The following is a 17358-nucleotide window of genomic DNA, read 5'->3' on the forward strand; positions in this document are numbered from 1 at the left end:
TCCGGCTACCATCAGCTTTTAACTGCTTTATTTGGCTGGTGGTTTGTCTATAGCGTGTCTCTAATTAGCCCCGCCGCCACGTATGGTACTTTTCAAGTAGGTTTAATATCTTTTCAGGCGCATGATTGCGCTTCCATTCACCAGCAGCATATTTATTGCCTTCGGTCCATGTTGGATATATATGAATGGTGCCAAGTATTTTATTAAGACCTAAACCGTGTTTCATTGCCAGTATAAATTCAGCCATCAAATCTCCAGCATGCTCAGCTACGATAGTTACGCCTAGTATTTTGTCTTTGCCTTTTGGGGTAATGACCTTAATAAAGCCATGATTTGCGCTTTCAGTTACCGCACGGTCCAAGTCTTTAAAGTCGTAACGAGTAATTTCAAAATCAATCCCTTTGTCGATAGCTTCTTGCTCGTTTAGACCCACACGGGCGATTTCTGGATCAAGAAAAGTTGTCCAAGGAACCACTCGGTAATCTACTTTAAATTTCTTTAGATTGCCAAACAAACCATTTACCGCGGCATACCATGCTTGGTGGGCAGCCATATGAGTGAACTGGTAAGGGCCAACGATATCGCCAGCGGCATAGATATTAGGATAGAGTGTTTCTAGGTATTCATCGGTGTTGATAGTGCGTTCAGTTTCGATACCTAAGGATTCAAGACCGTAGCCTTCCAAACGTGCGCTACGGCCAACGGCACAGATTAATTCGTCGTATTCAATGGCCATTTCTTGCTTATCTGTGCTTTCGCTGTACCGCTCAACGATAAGGTATTTTTTATCATCACGAGTCTCACAACGAATCGCTTGATGTGAGGTTAAAACATCAACGCCACTTTCGATGAGTACTTGTTGAGCAAATTCTGAAACTTCTGCATCTTCTTTTTTGAGGAGCCGTTCGCCTCTTTCAATCTGTTTCACATTGGATCCTAAGCGGGCAAAAGCTTGAGCCAGTTCTGAGCCGATAGGTCCACCGCCAAGTACCACGAGCTTGTTAGGGGGCTTTTCAAGCTTAGAGAACGTATTCCAAAGAGTATCGCTAGTCACATAACCCGTTTCTTCTAAACCTGGCAAATTTGGTACAAAAGGATGTGCGCCAGTAGCAATAACGATTGAGCGGGCAGTGAGTCTTTGTGTCCTACCATCATTAAGTGCAATCTCAATCGTCCACGGATCAACGAATTTAGCGTAGCCTTTTAATACTTCAACCCCTAAGTTGCTATAGCGCTCAACACTATCATTTGGCGCAATATCTGCGATGACCTCGTGGATACGGCTCATGACGTTTTTAAATGAAAATTCTGGTTGGCTATTATTTAGACCATAGCGCTCGCCATTACGCATTTGTTCTACAACTTTAGCACTTTTAATGAGCGCTTTACTAGGGACACAACCGTAATTTAAGCAGTCACCTCCCATTTCTCCGGCTTCAATAAGCGTGACTTTTGCCTTAACAGTAGCAGCAATATAACTAGTGACGAGGCCACCAGCACCGGCGCCAATGACAATCATGTTGCGATCGAATGTTTTAGGCTTAGTATAGCTCTTATAGACGCGACGTTTTTTTAATATATTTAATATCCCTTTAGCGAATAATGGGAAAAGCCCTAACAAGGCAAATGAGGCAAGTAAATTAAAAGAGAAAATGTTTGATAGGCTCTCAATTTGCGCCAGCTGCGTACCTGCATTGACGTAAACCAAAGTGCCAGCGAGCATCCCAATTTGGCTTACCCAATAAAAAGTCTTGACCTTGATAGCCGTGACACCCATCAATAAATTGATTAAAAAGAAGGGAAATATGGGTACCAGACGTAAGGTAAATAGATAAAAGGCACCTTCTTTTTTTATTCCAGAGTCAATAGAGAGTAGGCGTTCAGGAAAGCGTTGCTTGATAGAATCACGTAATAAGTAGCGAGACACCAAAAATGCCAATGTTGCGCCAATGCTAGAGGCAAATGAGGCGATGAGTAAGCCTTGAAACAAGCCAAATAATGCACCAGCTGCTAACGTCATAATGGTAGCACCAGGCAATGATAAGGCTGTCACTAATATATAGACGAAAAAAAAGCCACCAATGACTAGCCATGGTGACTGCGCTTTATATTGATCAAATTGACCCATCGAGCTTTTTAACCCATCGAGCGTCAATAACTCATTGAGATCAAAGTAAAAAAAGCTAATAATTAACATCGATACGACCAATACTAAGGCTATTTTTTTAATCATGAGTTATCCAGCTAATCGATAATGAAGATGTCTATTTGAAGATAGATAAAAGAAGATGTTTGGCATATTTTTTATTGGAACAGCGATCAAGAATAAAGCGGGTTTGAGTTTTTAAAACAGGTTATAAAAAGTCATCACATAGTATCTTTAATATAAGGTATTTATTTAGGGTCAGCCATATAAACGTTCATCAAATGTTTAAAATATACTATAGTAGTTTTTGAGTGATTGTTCGAATTTATCTACAAATAGCAGGGTTAGGTAAATATGTTCTAAAATGCTTTTAAAGGCAACAATGCTGATCACTATCTGATGACTTTTTACTAGCAGCCAAAAACAGCAGACAATAAAAAAGACCTTCAATCGCTTGAAAGTCTTTAATGGTATAACTTATATATGGTGGGCCCAGTAGGACTTGAACCTACGACCAAAGGATTATGAGTCCTCTGCTCTAACCAACTGAGCTATGGGCCCTAACGTTAGACGCACAATGATACCTGATTTTTTCGATTTTTCAAGTAAAAGATAGGCAGTAATAAAGATATTTTTTATGTTCGTCTGTTTTTGTGTTAAAAATCGCGGATTAATGTGATTGAGCGGGTTAGTATCAAGCTTTTGAGTCATCGTCATTAGAGACTTTACTTTCTAAGATCTGTTTCAATAGTACTTTGTATTTGCAAATGCTCAATTCTAGCTTGGCGCAACGCTTTACCAATCGCTGGACCTTTTAGGTCTGGCGCAATGTCTTGCATGCTTATGGCATGGAAGCTATTTAATGCTATCATCATCTGGCGGTGCTGTGTTGCTAGCTGCAAGACATGACTGGTTACCAGCAATTGTGAGAGCTTTTCAGGCTCTTTATGAGCACTGCAAGCTTGTATAAGGTCAATTTTTTCAGCCGCGCTAAGACTGTTTATTGCGCTTAAATTTTTGGCCTGTTCAACGAAAAATTTGGCAAATTGGGTTTGAGCTTTTGGAGTTTTAGCAATATTACCTATTTCATTAATTTCTTTTTCTATCGTTGAAGCATTGAAGCCCAGAGCGTTTGATTGCAAATTCAATAAAGCGGGATTAACACTGCTCATCAATAGTGCCCAACGCTGTGATAGATTCAACTGCATTTGACCTGCAAAATAGAGGGCTGTTTGCACCGTTTCTCGTACATAATCATCAGTCCAAGCCTGATGCAATGGCGCAAAATACGCTGTAAGCGCACCGATTTCGAACAGTTGCTGCCAATATATATGAGGGGAGAGCTGCATGGTTGCGCGGCTTGATTCTTGCCAAATGCGCTCCGCACTCAAATGCATAAGTTCTCCAGAGTGAACCAACTGGCGCATCAACGTTAAGGTTTCAGCAGCAATAGTAAATCCCAAATCATAATAACGGCTATAAAAACGAGCGGTGCGTAACACTCTTAGTGGGTCTTCGCTGAATGCATTTGAGACATGGCGTAAGGTTTTGGTCTCTATGTCTGCCAATCCGCCATAATAATCAATTACCTGACCATTGATGGGAGTGTCATCGTTTAGGCTGGTTACTTCTATTGCCATGGCATTAATCGTCAAGTCGCGACGCTGCAGATCGTCTTCTAGGCTCACGTCCGGACTGGCATGGACACTAAAACCTTGATAGCCTACGCCTTGTTTGCGTTCAGTGCGAGCCAATGCGTATTCTTCATGGCTGGTAGGATGCAAAAACACAGGAAAATCCGCGCCCACTTGCTGGAATCCAGCATCCAGCATTTCCTCAACGGTAGCACCGACGACGACGAAGTCTTTATCTTTGATAGGACGGCCTAACAGTTGATCGCGCACAGCACCGCCAACAAGGTAAATTTGCATACTGTTCTCTTTTTATTGAATAAGTTATTGCTGATATCAAGTCATGCCATTAAAACTGATCAAAAAAAACCAGTCAATGCCTTTGTAGCATTCACTGGTTTTAGTATAGCAGAGGGTCTTTATTAATAAGTTATAGAGACTTTTTTAATAATATGCGCACGCTTTTATGATGTGTGTCATATATTACTGGTTTTCGTTTTCTAAGTCCTGAGCTTCAGTCACTGCAAGGGCTGTCATATTGACGACCCCACGTGCGGTCGCTGATGGCGTTAGAATATGTACTGGTTTGCTCGTACCTAACAGAATTGGACCAATAGAAGCGCTGCTGGTTGCCGTCTTAAGTAGGTTAAAGGCAATATTTGATGCGTCAAGCGTTGGCAAAATCAGCAGGTTTGCTGCACCTTTTAGTGGGCTTGATGGCATGTGATTTGAACGAATAATTTCGTTAAGCGCCGCATCACCTTGCATTTCACCTTCAAACTCAAAGTCTACCTTCATATCAGTCAGTAACTGGTATACCTTACGCATTTTGACAGCGCTAGCACGGTTTGAAGCACCAAAGTTAGAATGTGAAACCAGCGCGACACGTGGCGTGATACCGAAGCGACGTAGTTGATCGACCGCTAATACCGTCATTTCAGCCAACTGTTCAGCTGTTGGGTCTTCATGGACATAAGTATCAGCGATAAAAATGTTGCGATCTTGCATTAAGATGGCATTCATCGCATAAAAGTCATTGACGCCTTCTTTTTTATCAATAACACTTTGAACATATTCTAAATGCAGTTGGTAATGGCTGAACGTACCACAAATCATGCCATCTGCATCGCCATTGTCAACCAGCAGTGAACCAATTAACGTGGTTTTGCGACGGACATCACGACGCGCAAGCTCAATGCTGACACCGCGGCGTTTGTTTTTTTCATAATAACCCTGCCAGTAATCTTTGTAGCGCGGATCGTCGTCTTGGTTAATGATAGTGATGTTTTCACCATCCTTTAAACGTAGACCCAGTTTTTCGATGTGATCGTTAATCACAGCTGGGCGACCGACCAAAATAGGCTTCGCCAGCTGTTCATCGACAACGACCTGCACGGCAAGCAACACATTGTTGTCTTCACCTTCACAGTAAACAATACGCTTTGGATCAGCTTTTGCACGAGCAAAGATTGGTTTCATGACGAACGCTGAGTTATAGACAAACTCAGACAAACGCTGACGATACGCTTGAATGTTATCGAGAGGTAAGGTTGCAACACCTGAGTCCATCGCTGCTTTAGCGACAGCAGAGGCAATCTCAATGATTAAGTTTGGCTCTAGAGGGCCTGGGATTAAGTAGTCGCGACCGAAACGTTGCATTTTTTCGATGTTTCTGGCGCTGGTGGTTGGTGTGGCCTCAACGTGTGCCATGGCGGCGATGGCTTTAACGCAAGCCACTTTCATCTCTTCATTAACGGTCGTTGCACCAACATCTAACGCTCCACGGAAAATATAAGGGAAGCATAGCGCGTTGTTTACTTGGTTTGGATAGTCTGAGCGACCTGTTGCCATGATAACGTCTGGACGCACAGCGTGCGCCAATTCTGGCATGATTTCAGGCGTTGGGTTGGCGAGAGCAAAGACGATAGGATCTTTTGCCATACGGCGAACCATATCTTCTGATAACGTCCCTGGCATTGATAGCCCTAGGAACATATCAACATCGTCCATGACTTCTTCAATAGTGGTCGCAGTCGTATCGCGAGCGTAACGTTGTTTGGTTTCGTCAAGGTTTTCACGGCTGGTGCTGATGATACCGCGTGAGTCCGAAACAAAGACATTGTTTTTATTCACGCCAAGTGCACAAATAATATCTAGGCAAGAAATGGCTGCCGCGCCTGCGCCTGAACAAACAATTTTAATCTCTTCGATTTTTTTGCCAGTAATCAATAAAGCGTTGAGCATCGCTGCTGCAACAATGATTGACGTACCATGTTGGTCATCATGGAATACTGGAATGTTCATACGTTTACGCAATTCACGCTCGATTTTGAAACATTCTGGCGCTTTGATGTCTTCTAAGTTAATACCACCAAACGTAGGTTCAAGAGAAGCAACCGCCTCGATGAACTTATCTGGATCGTTTTGGGCAATTTCAATATCAAAAACGTCGATACCTGCGAATTTTTTGAATAGAACGCCTTTACCTTCCATGACAGGTTTTGATGCCAATGGGCCGATATTACCCAAACCCAATACCGCCGTACCGTTGGTGATGACACCAACCAAGTTGCTGCGTGCGGTATATTTAGCTGCTAACGTCGGATCTCTTTGAATCTCAAGACAAGGCACTGCCACACCAGGGGAATAGGCCAGTGCTAGATCGCGCTGGTTGGCGAGCTGTTTAATAGGGGTGACTGAGATTTTACCCGGGCGTGGGAACTCATGATAATGTAAGGCAGCTTGTTCAAACTGCTCTTTTTCTGTACTGTGGTTGTCCGTATTCAAAATGGTATCGTCATTCATAATAATTGCCATGGTTGGAATAAATTGGAATAATGTAAATGGTGCCAAAAATATGTCTCACCCTCAAACTATCATGGAATGATAAAAGTTAAAGGGCACAAAGACAGTAAAAAATAAATAGTGGCGATTGAATATTAAGTCAAAATACACGTTAGCATAAACAGCGGTTTGAGCATTATTGGCAATTCATCGCCTAGTCAATAGCGTTAAATTAAACGAATAATATACTAAAATGATATTCAACATTTCGCCAGTTGATAATACTAAAGACTGTGGGTTTATATCAACCATAATCTCGATATTATTGTTATTATTATCCAGTTAGGACGAGCAACTGATTGGCATTTGCGGGGCATCTGGTGCAGGCGGTATGATATCAAGCTCGGTGGCAATACTTTGGACGGTATAAGGAGTGGCGAGTAAATCGAACACTCGATTGACCTCTTCAAACTGACCTTGTTCTGCTGCTGTGATAGCCCGCTGCGCCATACTATTGCGCAAGATATAAACCGGATTGTTGGTTCGCATGTCATTGATGGCTTGTTCAAAAGATACAAGCTCTATTTGTGCCAAATAATTTATTGACCAGTCTTGCCAAAATTTTTGTGCTTCCTGATTGAGCTCCGTTGTCAGTGTTGCCAGCAGATGCTGCTCGTAAGGGTGTTCGTCTGGCGCGACAAGACCCAATAGCGCCCTAAAGCTATTGGTATAATCAAGCAGGTTGTCTTCTAATAGGGTCAACCATTCAAACGCCAAGGTTAAGCTTTCCTTTTCATGTGGCAATCCAAGCTTACGGCACAGTCCTTGCTGATAATGCTGCATAAAGGTTGCCTCGTAAGGTGCCAAGCAATCTGCTAGCGTTTCACGAGTGACACCTTCTAGGCGCATAAAATGGGGCAGCCAGATATTGAGATTCCAATGACCGATAGCAGGCTGGTTTTGATAAGCATAGCGCCCCGTATGGTCAGAGTGATTGTTGATCCACGCTGGATTGAAGCGTTCCATAAAACCAAAGGGCCCGAAGTCTAAAGTACTACCTGTGATAGATAAGTTATCAGTATTCATGACACCATGGGCAAAGCCGATCAGCTGCCAGTCCGCTATCATCTTCGCGGTACGCTCAACTACTGCTGTCAAAAATGCCAGTACAGGCGTCTCGTTATCACGGCATTCTGGATAGTAAGTGTCAATCATATAATCAGTAAATTCACCGAGCAAATCAGGCGCGAAGCTGGCAATCCACTCGACATGACCAAGACGAATATGGCTGTCAGCCACCCGCATCAGTGCGGCTCCCGCCTCCATACGCTCGCGCCGTACTCTTGTATCCGATACCACAAAACCTAAGGCATTGGAGGAGGGGATGCCAAGCTGAGTAAGCGCATGTCCACATAAATACTCCCGAATAGTGCTACGCAGCACCGCGCGCCCATCACCCATTCGTGAGTAGGGTGTCAAACCAATGCCTTTAAGATGCAAATCTTGTGGCTGACCGTCATTATCCAGCACTTGTGCCATTAATAAGCCGCGTCCATCTCCCAATTGGCCAGCCCACTGTCCAAACTGATGCCCCGCATAGGCCATGGCCAGCGGTTTAAACTCAGCTGGTACGTATTGACCAGCAAGGATTTCCACCCAGCGCGACATTAACGCATCATCGTCCGTCCAACCCAGTTGCTCTGCGACCTGCGTGTTGAAATGACCAGCGCGCGGATTGTCTAATGGCGTAGGCGGCTGCTCATGATAAAGGCGCGTGTCCAAGTGGATATAGCTGTTTTGATAACGCATAAAAGCCGTTCCTATTGAGTTATAAAATTAATGAACTTACTATAGCATAGCCTTTATAGAGCATGGTTTCACTCTGTCTTTCTCTTGTATCTATGACTCTTTGGTTATATTCGATACCACATACATGGATACACGACAGGATGAGGCGAGAGTGGCACAAATTTTTCTGGCTTGCTGTGCCTTTACAGACAAAGGCTACAAAAAATTTATGGCAGTATTGCTCACTCGCTTTTATATTGACCTGACCATATTTCATATTAAACCGAAAAAATACGATTAACTATGTCAAACACGCCCTAATAGAATAATTATAAAATGAGCATAAAAAAATCCCTCTATCTGTTGCAGATAGAGGGAAGGAGAAACGTCATAATAGGAAAGTCGAGCAGTGAACGGTTAAGCCGCTTTGGTGTTTTGACCAATAGAGCGAAACGCTGTTTTTAGATTGCTATTATGCTCAAGTATTTTCTGTTCAATCTTAGCATAGTCATGCTTCAATTTATCATCAACTTCATGCAGGCGATCAGCAAACTCTGTCTTTTTTAGCTCAATGGTTTTGGCTTTTAGTGCTTGCCATTCTTCAACCGTTTGCGTGAAAGCATCGTATTCAAACTTAATGCGATCTTGGAACGTTTTCATCGCATGAGGAAGATCAAGACCACTCACTGCTGCCGTATCAATCTGCTGTTGTGCTTTTTTGAACTGCATCTGTACTTCAGCATGTTTAATGGTCGTATCATCAACCGTACGTAGCTCGGTGGTTAAGCCAAACTTAGACAAGCCAGCAATCAACCATTTGGTTGGATCATATTGCCACCATTTTACGCCGTTACGATAGTCGTATTGGAAGAAATGGTGATAGTTATGATAACCCTCACCCCAAGTCACAAGTGCTAAGAAAAAGTTGTCACGAGCACTATTGGTGTCAGTATATGGGCGCGTACCAAACATATGACATAAAGAGTTGATGAAAAAGGTAAAGTGATGGGTCAAGACCAAACGCAACAAACCAACGATAACCAATGTGCCCCATACATCACCAAGTAGCCACCCAATAGCAGCGACCATACCGACGTTCAATGCCACAACCCACAGACCATAATATTTATGCTGAATGCGTAGCGTTTTATCTTTGGTCAGATCAGGAATGTTTTTATAATCAAACTTACCACTAGGATAATTGCGCAGCATCCAACCCATGTGACTAAACCAAAATCCGCGCTTCGCTGAATAAGGATCGTCTAAGCGGTCATCTACATGACGATGATGGGTACGGTGACCAGAGACCCAGTCAAATGCCGAACCTTGCACCGCTAGGGTAGAACCAAGCAATAAAAAGTTCTTTACCACTGGATGTGCTTTATAAGCACGATGCGACAATAGGCGATGATAGCCAGCTGTAATGCTGATACCTGTCCACACCATAAAGGCACCAAATACACCCCAAACTGGCGCGCTAACGTCATGAGTAAACAAGTACCATGGCGTGATAATAGCGGCAGCAATAGGCGTGGCTACCAAAATAGTCGCTGGAATCCAATTAATCGGCGCTTTTGTAAACTCAAACTCACGCATATCGACAGACGCTTCTTTATTAGAAGCATCGATTTGATCGGCCGTATCAGCATAGTTGCGTTTGGCAACAGGCTGCTCATTGAGTGAGTTTTTCGTTTTATTCTCATCAAAACGCGTTTTAAAACGTGTGACTTGAATGCTGGCAGCTTTGACAAGCGTGTCACCAGATTTGATAGCGAAACGTAAGCCTTTAAGCGGGAAGCCAAGTGCTTTTTTTGCAATCATATAATATCCCTAGCGGTATTAATTTAAGCCTCTATAGTACCTTAAATAACTAATAAAGTGAACACTTATACACTATAAAAATATTGCTAAATAACAATAACTTGTATCAATTATGGAATGTATTCACAAAAATAATCAGTGACTTATCAGGCATGGGGTAAAAGTGTAAGCAACACGATAGATATGTAGACTGTATTAGACAAATTCAATGCAGGATAAATTTATTATTTTAGTAATAAATGACTTGGAAAATCGGTGATGATGACATCAGTTTGCCATTTTATTAGCTGTTTAATGGTGTCAATATCGTTGACTGTCCACGCACTCACTGGTAAGCCATAACGGTGGCTATTTTTAATGACAGATTGACTCAGGAGAGGATAATGGATGCCCAACTGCACACAGTCAAGCTGCAAGGCAGTATTCGGTGCAAGTACTAATGTTTCAGGTGTCCGAATCAACAAACCACGTGGAATATGCCTTAATAGTTTGTTGCTTTGCAGCCGCGCATGTAGCTCTACATCAAAGCTGGTCAGAACAATGGGAAGGCTAGCAAATGGGCTGTCAATTAGATCGTGTGCCAGAGCCTTGACGAGCTTGCTGTAATTGGTACGGGAATGAGTCTTAATTTCCAGCTCAATGTAAGTAAAGTCGGCCAATACGGGCGCTATATCGGCCAATGCAATAATTCGATGCTCGAACTGTAGATGGCGCTGGATTTCAATCATACTTAACTGATCAACGCGTGATTGCTGACCGCACATGCGCGCTAAATCATCATCATGAAACACGACCAAATGGCCATCCGCACTTAATTGTACATCGAACTCGACCCCCGTCAAGCCCTGTGGCTTAAGATGCTGTGCGTATTGGAAACCTGCAAATGTATTTTCTAAAGCTTCGCCACGAGCACCGCGATGACCCAATAACAGCGTATTTCCAAGATTTATCATATGTATAGGTTCTGACCTGTTCTTAGCCATAAGCATATATCGTCATATTCAAATCGTCTAATGAAATTTGCGGAATCCAAAAAGACTTTGTTGTAATTTTTTCACTAAAAGTAGGGCATATACAAGCCATTTGTTTGGCGTAGATTTGTGAATATCAAACACGCTCTATTCGTGTCACAAGTTTTTCGATGATGACTGCTTAATAGTATCTTTTAATCAGCTTTATAGAGGTAGGTTTGTTATGTTTTTGCAACCAATTGCAGGTTTTATTCACAATGAAGGCGTTATTTGTAGATCCATAGGCTACACTAATGACCATTTCATCTAAACACCGTATAATAATGTGGTTTTTAAACCCATAATCTTTAAGGTTGTGGTTTGAACGTTAAACACTGACTATCAGTGGCGGTACGAATAGTAAATTGGGAGCAAGATAAACATGAGCGTAGCAAATAAGAGTTTGAGCAAGTGGCAGAAAGTTGCTGGAATTGGCATAGTATGTGGTTTGGTGCTGACAGGCTGCGATCGCTCAGAGAAAGAAGATACCACTGAGACAGCAGAGTTAACAGAACAGGACTCAGTATCTACTGAGAATACTGCTGCTACTGCGGTCAGTTGTGATGACCCAATGGTGCAAGATCGTCTCAAGTCAGCGTTAAGAAATACGCTCAATCAGCAAGCACAATCGCTGGCTGCCGACTATGCAAACGAGGCAGACATCGATCTAAGTAGTGGCAGTATTGCTGACAAGACCAATAGCGTTGTCATTGATGTACAAAATGCGGCGATCTTACAAGACACTAATACCAATGGTATGACGACTTGTCAGGCTAGCGTTAGTATGACGTTGCCAAGCGAAGATTTATATCAAGCCAGCCAAGTACAAGCGGCGAATAACCAGCCAAGCCTGCAATCACGCTTAGCGCAAAACAATATTCGTATCAATAACAACATGCTCGTTGATGATGCCTTTACCTATGTTGTTGGCACTCAAGCTGGCCAAGTACGTACACGTATTGCTGGACAGCCAGCATTGATTACCGTTGTGGCTGATGTGATGGCAGGATCTGTATTCCAATCAGCTATGGATGAGGAGCGTGCAGAACGTGCTGCTGAGCGCCGTGAATCTGCACAAGACAATGACAGTGAGTCAGCGCCCGTTCGTCAGCCTAGAGTAACAAACCCAGTTGAACCGATTCGTCCTGCTACGCCGCCAACCGTTAATAACAATCAGAGCAGTTCTAACGAAAGCAACGCAGCAACCACAAACCCTACAACACCTTCTGTGCCAAAAGTCGTGCCTAACGATGAAAGCATCGATATGGTTATTATTGAAGACGAAAGTGCTACTTATTAATAAGTTGGGTTAATACCAATACTGTTAATAAATAGTTAAGCAATAATACCAAGTCAGTAAAAATCCCGCAGCGTTAACGTTGCGGGATTTTTTAACTTATGAAGACTGTTTGATATTTTGATACTGTTTAGCGAAAACTTAGCCATTTTAAGGCCATAAAATGCATCAAAGTGCTACTTAATAACAAGCTCTAGATACGGCTATTTATCATTAGCGAGTTTTTGTAACACTTGGCTGTCCCAAAGTACTTCAGAGATTTGTTTGGGATCAGTGCAAAAGCGGGCGGCGACAAACAGCCAATCAGATAAGCGATTGATGAGACTCACCGCAGTGGGACGAATTGCTTGAGGCTGTTGCTGCTGTAACATAACGGCTCGGCGCTCAGCTCGGCGGCAAACAGTACGCGCCACATGTAACTGACTGACCAACACCGAACCTGTCGGTAAAATAAAGTCTTTTAACGGCGGCAGAAGAGTGTTCATTGCATCAATCTGCTGCTCTAACCACTCAATATGAGTGGCATTAACGCCTTCATATTCTGGCATAGCCAGCTCACCACCAATATTAAATAACAAATGCTGAATGATGACCAAGGCTTGTGCAAAATCTAACGTTGGTTGTGATTGCAAATGCTCAGGGAGCTGTTTTTTATTTGGCGTCTCGTTATCTTTTACCGCTTGTGCCAAATATGCGCGTGCCAAACCAATATGTGAGTTAAGCTCGTCGATATCACCCATGACGTTGAATATAGTGTCCGTTTTACTGAGACGACTGCCATCTGCCATACCCGTACTGCCATCATCTCCAGTACGAGTGTATATTTTGCTTAAACGATTGCCCATTGCGATTCCTTAACTATTTTTATGATTGAAGAATATTAGTTGCGCGCTCATTGTAGTATTTTATGGCAGTTTTCGCTAAGATAATGGGTCAAAATTTGGCTGGTTGTTATTGTCGGCCGTTATTACAGTTACGTTATCGTTGATAACAAATAATATAGATACACGATATTATAAAATTTATCCCAGTTTGGCTGTATCTCTTTTATTGATGGCCAACTTATAGCCCGCTACTATTTTCATTTTTTTCTTTATACTTTTAATAAAAAGGCTTTTCCACTATGACCACACCCTTTTCTGATGCGATGTCTCAGCTTGCTATCTATGATTCAATGACTGGCGGCAAGCGTCAGTTTGTACCACTCAAAGCAGGAAAGGTAGGCATGTATGTGTGCGGCATGACCGTCTATGATTATTGTCATATTGGTCATGCACGGGTAATGGTGGCCTTTGATATGGCTGTTCGCTGGTTGGCACAATTGGGTTATGACGTCAATTATGTGCGTAATATTACTGATATCGATGACAAAATCATCGCACGCGCTGCCGAAAACGGCGAGAAAATTGGTGCATTAACGCAGCGCTTTATCGAGGCGATGCATCAAGATGCAACTGCGCTTGGTTGTGAAATGCCCGATGCTGAACCGCGTGCGACCGATCACATCGACGAGATGCAGCAAATGATTGAGACGCTGGTCACTGGTAATTATGCGTATGACGGCGACAATGGCGATGTTTATTATGCGGTCGATAGTTTTGCAGATTACGGTAAATTATCAAAGCGCAATTTAGACGATATGCAGGCAGGTTCGCGGGTCGATGTTGAAAACAATAAACGCAATCCGTTTGATTTTGTCTTGTGGAAAGCAGCAAAACCTGATGAGCCGCAGTGGGCGTCACCGTGGGGACAAGGACGTCCAGGCTGGCATATTGAGTGCTCGGCGATGTCGACTAAATGCCTAGGTAACACCTTTGATATTCATGGTGGTGGTCATGATTTACAATTCCCGCATCATGAAAATGAGATTGCGCAATCTGAAGCCGCTACTGGTTGTGAGTACGCACGTAACTGGATGCATGTCGGCTTTATCAATGTAGATGGCGAGAAAATGTCTAAGTCATTGGACAATTTCTTTACCATCCGTGATGTGATAGCGAAGTACTTGCCTGAAACCGTGCGATTTTTCTTATTATCGAGCCATTATCGCAGTCAAGTAAACTTCTCTGATAGCGCATTGGATGAAGCACATAACAGCCTAAGCAGACTGTACAATGCGCTAAAATTGGTGGAACAGCAAAAAGAGCAGACCTTAACAATTGATGACGCATTGATAAATGATGCCTATGGTAGCGCAACTGGGCAAGATTTTATCAAAGCGATGAACGATGACTTTAATAGTTCTACGGCTATTAGCGTGTTATTTGGGCTGGCGCGTGATATCAATAAAGCGATTAAAGCTGAGGACGTGGAGACGGCTTGGCAATTGGCGCAGCAACTCAAAGCATTGGCACAAGTGTTGAATATTTTACAGCAGCCAGTACAGCAGTTTTTGCAAGCAGTGATTGGTGAGCAGACGGATAGCGGCTTAACCGATGCTGTTATCGATGGTCTAATCACTGAGCGCGCAGACGCCAAAATTAATAAAAACTTTGCGCGTGCGGATGAGATACGTGAGCAGTTAAAAGACGCTGGTATTGAGCTTGAAGACAGCCGTGCTGGTACAACATGGCGGCGTGCATAAAGCACAACTTTACAAAACACACATACATATAGTCATAAATTAAGTCAGCCTTGTGCTGGCTTTTTTTGTAGACTATATTTAGGGTATGTCGTCAATCAGCACATCTATTAATTTTGATGCTTATAAGCTAATTGATGGCACGTCCTAGTTAATTTAATTATAACAAACATTTTTTACCTCAAACCTCACACGAATGGGTGGCTTTTACATATATGAATACTCTCAAGGGCCGCACCATGACAGCCAACAATAAGACAATTGAGGTTGAAGGCCATAGCCACTCTATAGGTCAATATTTTCATCGATTATCGTTGCTATTGGCTTTTCTCTTCATTGTCATCAGTGCCCTTTGTCTTCCCGTTATTTCTGCGCACGCGGCAAGCACTACCGATACACCAAGCATTAGTGAGGAAAATTCAACCGACACGTCCAGCACTCCATCAGCAGCAAGCAATCCCGATACCTTTACTGAGTATGCCGCTCAACAACTTAATACGATTAAAGACAAAGAACTAACCACTTCTGGTGTCGTAGAAGAAATATTCGACCCTACTGAGCGTACCGCGGTAGAGCAAGCAGGGACGTTGCAAGGTGATACGGGGCTAACGGGAGAGTATCATGAGAGCTATTATGTATTAGACCGACTCAATGCAGGCCTGCCACCCTTATCTAAACCACCAAATCTAACCACACCGCTTGCCACATTGGAATTTTTTCAATCAGCAGTGATGAATCAGCAGTATGATTTGGCTGCTTACGCGCTGAATATGAATTTGATTGAAGAGGATGTTCAGCGTAGTCGTGCTCTTGAGTTAACGAAGCGTCTCGATTTTTTATTGTCCGAAAGAAAGCTTTACGTATTTGATGATTTACCAGATCGGCCCGATGGTCTGATAGAGCCGCCACTTGGCAATACCAGTAGCGTGATGGGTATCGTCAGACGCTCTATCCAACTTGGCTACATTGATTATCGTGAGCGCCGTGTCCCTATTTATTTGCAGCGAGTACGGGTAGAGGACAGTGCGCCTGTCTGGGTGTTTTCAGCTCAAACAGTTGGCAATATTGACAACCTTTATGAGCAATATCATCCAGCAGAATTTGAGCGGTATCTGCCTATTTGGCTAAAGTTCAAAGTCTTTGGTATCGCATTGTGGGAGTTTTTGGCGTTAATATCGTTTTTTTTACTGACGATGGGTGTGGGTTGGTTACTAAGTAAAGGAACCGAAAAGATCATCAGTTATTATATCGATGATGAAAAATACAGTATGTATGTCGGTAGTAGCAATGGTGTCGCAGACTTGGTCGGTAAGCTGACAGTACCTCTAACCTTTGCCATCAGTTTTTTACTGGTATTTACGTTGGTTTCTGGTGGATTTCCATACTTAGATGCCGTTGCCTCATCGACACGGCCACTGATTTGGATCGGTCTGGTCTTTAGTACCATGTGGTTGGGCATCCGCATCATTAATTTTTTTGCTAACCGTTATCAAAACCTGCAGATTGAAAATCTGGCTGAAGAGCATTTTGATAAAGAACGCCGTCGCCGTACCTATGTATCGATATTTCGCCGTGTTTTTATCTTTGTTATGATTCTCGGCAGCATCTGGATGGGTCTGAGTGAGTTTGCCAACATGGAAGGGCTTGGAAAAACGTTGTTGACTTCGGCTGGTATTGCAGGCGTGGTTATCGGTATAGCGGCGCAACCCATCTTGGGCAATATTATCGCTGGTGTACAAGTGGCGGTGACGCAGCCTGTACGGATTGGCGACAGTGTGATAATGGATGGTAACTTTAGTACCGTTGAAGATTTGCGTTACACTTATGCTGTTCTAAAAACATGGGATGAACGTCGATTGATTGTACCGATGCGCGAATTAATTACTGAAACAGTAGAAAACTGGTCGCATACCGAAGTACATCAGACCTGTCCTGTATTTTTGTATATCGATTATGGTGCAGATATTGATGCCATTCGCCAGCACTTCATATCGGTGGTCAAAGACCACAAGCTTTGGGATAACAAAACTGAGCCTGAAATATTTGTCGTTGAGGTGACTGAAAAAACCATTCAACTGCGTGGCGCTGTTTCGTCGATAGGTCCCATAGAAGCATGGACGCTTGCCTGTGAGATACGTGAACAAATGCTTGGCTACTTGCATGACCAGCAAAATAAGTATTTACCGACAGAGCGTTTTGCATTAAGACAAGACCATTAGCAGTAAAAGAGAGTCGCTAAAAGAATCACTAACCATGCAAAGCGTGCCATGCCTATCGTTAGACCAAGACGTGCTTGGGTG

General features: G+C 43.0%; 10 protein-coding genes and 1 tRNA gene. 3 read left to right on the forward strand and 8 right to left on the reverse strand.

What is annotated here, in order from left to right:
• Positions 1-64: 64 nt before the first annotated feature.
• The 7 genes from M917_RS12205 to M917_RS12235 form a co-directional block, all read right to left on the reverse strand.
• On the reverse strand, positions 65-2233 hold the full coding sequence (locus M917_RS12205) for an FAD-dependent oxidoreductase (RefSeq protein ID WP_021815168.1): 2169 nt from the start codon (positions 2231-2233) through the stop codon (positions 65-67).
• Positions 2234-2630: 397 nt separating this feature from the next.
• Positions 2631-2707: transfer RNA gene (locus M917_RS12210), tRNA-Ile, on the reverse strand.
• A 164-nt stretch (positions 2708-2871) separates the two neighbouring features.
• On the reverse strand, positions 2872-4077 hold the full coding sequence (locus tag M917_RS12215) for a tRNA nucleotidyltransferase (protein ID WP_021815169.1): 1206 nt from the start codon (positions 4075-4077) through the stop codon (positions 2872-2874).
• Positions 4078-4260: 183 nt separating this feature from the next.
• Complete coding sequence (locus M917_RS12220; RefSeq protein WP_021815171.1) at positions 4261-6582, reverse strand: NADP-dependent malic enzyme; 2322 nt, start codon at positions 6580-6582, stop codon at positions 4261-4263.
• A gap of 321 nt (positions 6583-6903) precedes the next feature.
• Complete coding sequence (locus M917_RS12225; RefSeq protein ID WP_021815172.1) at positions 6904-8370, reverse strand: protein adenylyltransferase SelO; 1467 nt, start codon at positions 8368-8370, stop codon at positions 6904-6906.
• A gap of 396 nt (positions 8371-8766) precedes the next feature.
• The gene (locus M917_RS12230; RefSeq protein ID WP_200861772.1) at positions 8767-9945 is read right to left on the reverse strand and encodes an acyl-CoA desaturase; all 1179 of its coding nucleotides are present in this window, start codon (positions 9943-9945) and stop codon (positions 8767-8769) included.
• 449 nt (positions 9946-10394) lie between these two features.
• A complete protein-coding gene (locus tag M917_RS12235) occupies positions 10395-11123 on the reverse strand; it encodes a glycerophosphodiester phosphodiesterase (protein WP_021815175.1) in 729 nt (242 codons plus the stop codon).
• A gap of 439 nt (positions 11124-11562) precedes the next feature.
• On the opposite strand from M917_RS12235, the gene M917_RS12240 reads away from it, so the two are divergent.
• Positions 11563-12480 carry a hypothetical protein gene (locus M917_RS12240; protein WP_021815176.1) on the forward strand — a complete coding sequence of 306 codons (918 nt, stop codon included), beginning with the start codon at positions 11563-11565 and terminating at the stop codon, positions 12478-12480.
• Between the two features lie 200 nt (positions 12481-12680).
• Here the strand turns inward: M917_RS12240 and M917_RS12245 are convergent, their stop codons facing one another.
• Positions 12681-13322: a cob(I)yrinic acid a,c-diamide adenosyltransferase gene (locus M917_RS12245; protein WP_021815177.1), complete on the reverse strand. Its 642-nt coding sequence runs from the start codon at positions 13320-13322 to the stop codon at positions 12681-12683.
• A 278-nt stretch (positions 13323-13600) separates the two neighbouring features.
• Between M917_RS12245 and cysS the strand changes: the two genes are divergently transcribed.
• Positions 13601-15061, forward strand: a complete 1461-nt coding sequence (gene cysS, locus M917_RS12250) for a cysteine--tRNA ligase (RefSeq protein ID WP_021815178.1) — start codon at positions 13601-13603, stop codon at positions 15059-15061.
• Positions 15062-15297: 236 nt separating this feature from the next.
• Positions 15298-17277: a mechanosensitive ion channel family protein gene (locus tag M917_RS12255; RefSeq protein ID WP_021815179.1), complete on the forward strand. Its 1980-nt coding sequence runs from the start codon at positions 15298-15300 to the stop codon at positions 17275-17277.
• The last annotated feature ends 81 nt before the right edge of the window (positions 17278-17358 follow it).

This window comes from Psychrobacter aquaticus CMS 56, assembly GCF_000471625.1.
Lineage (GTDB): Bacteria > Pseudomonadota > Gammaproteobacteria > Pseudomonadales > Moraxellaceae > Psychrobacter > Psychrobacter aquaticus.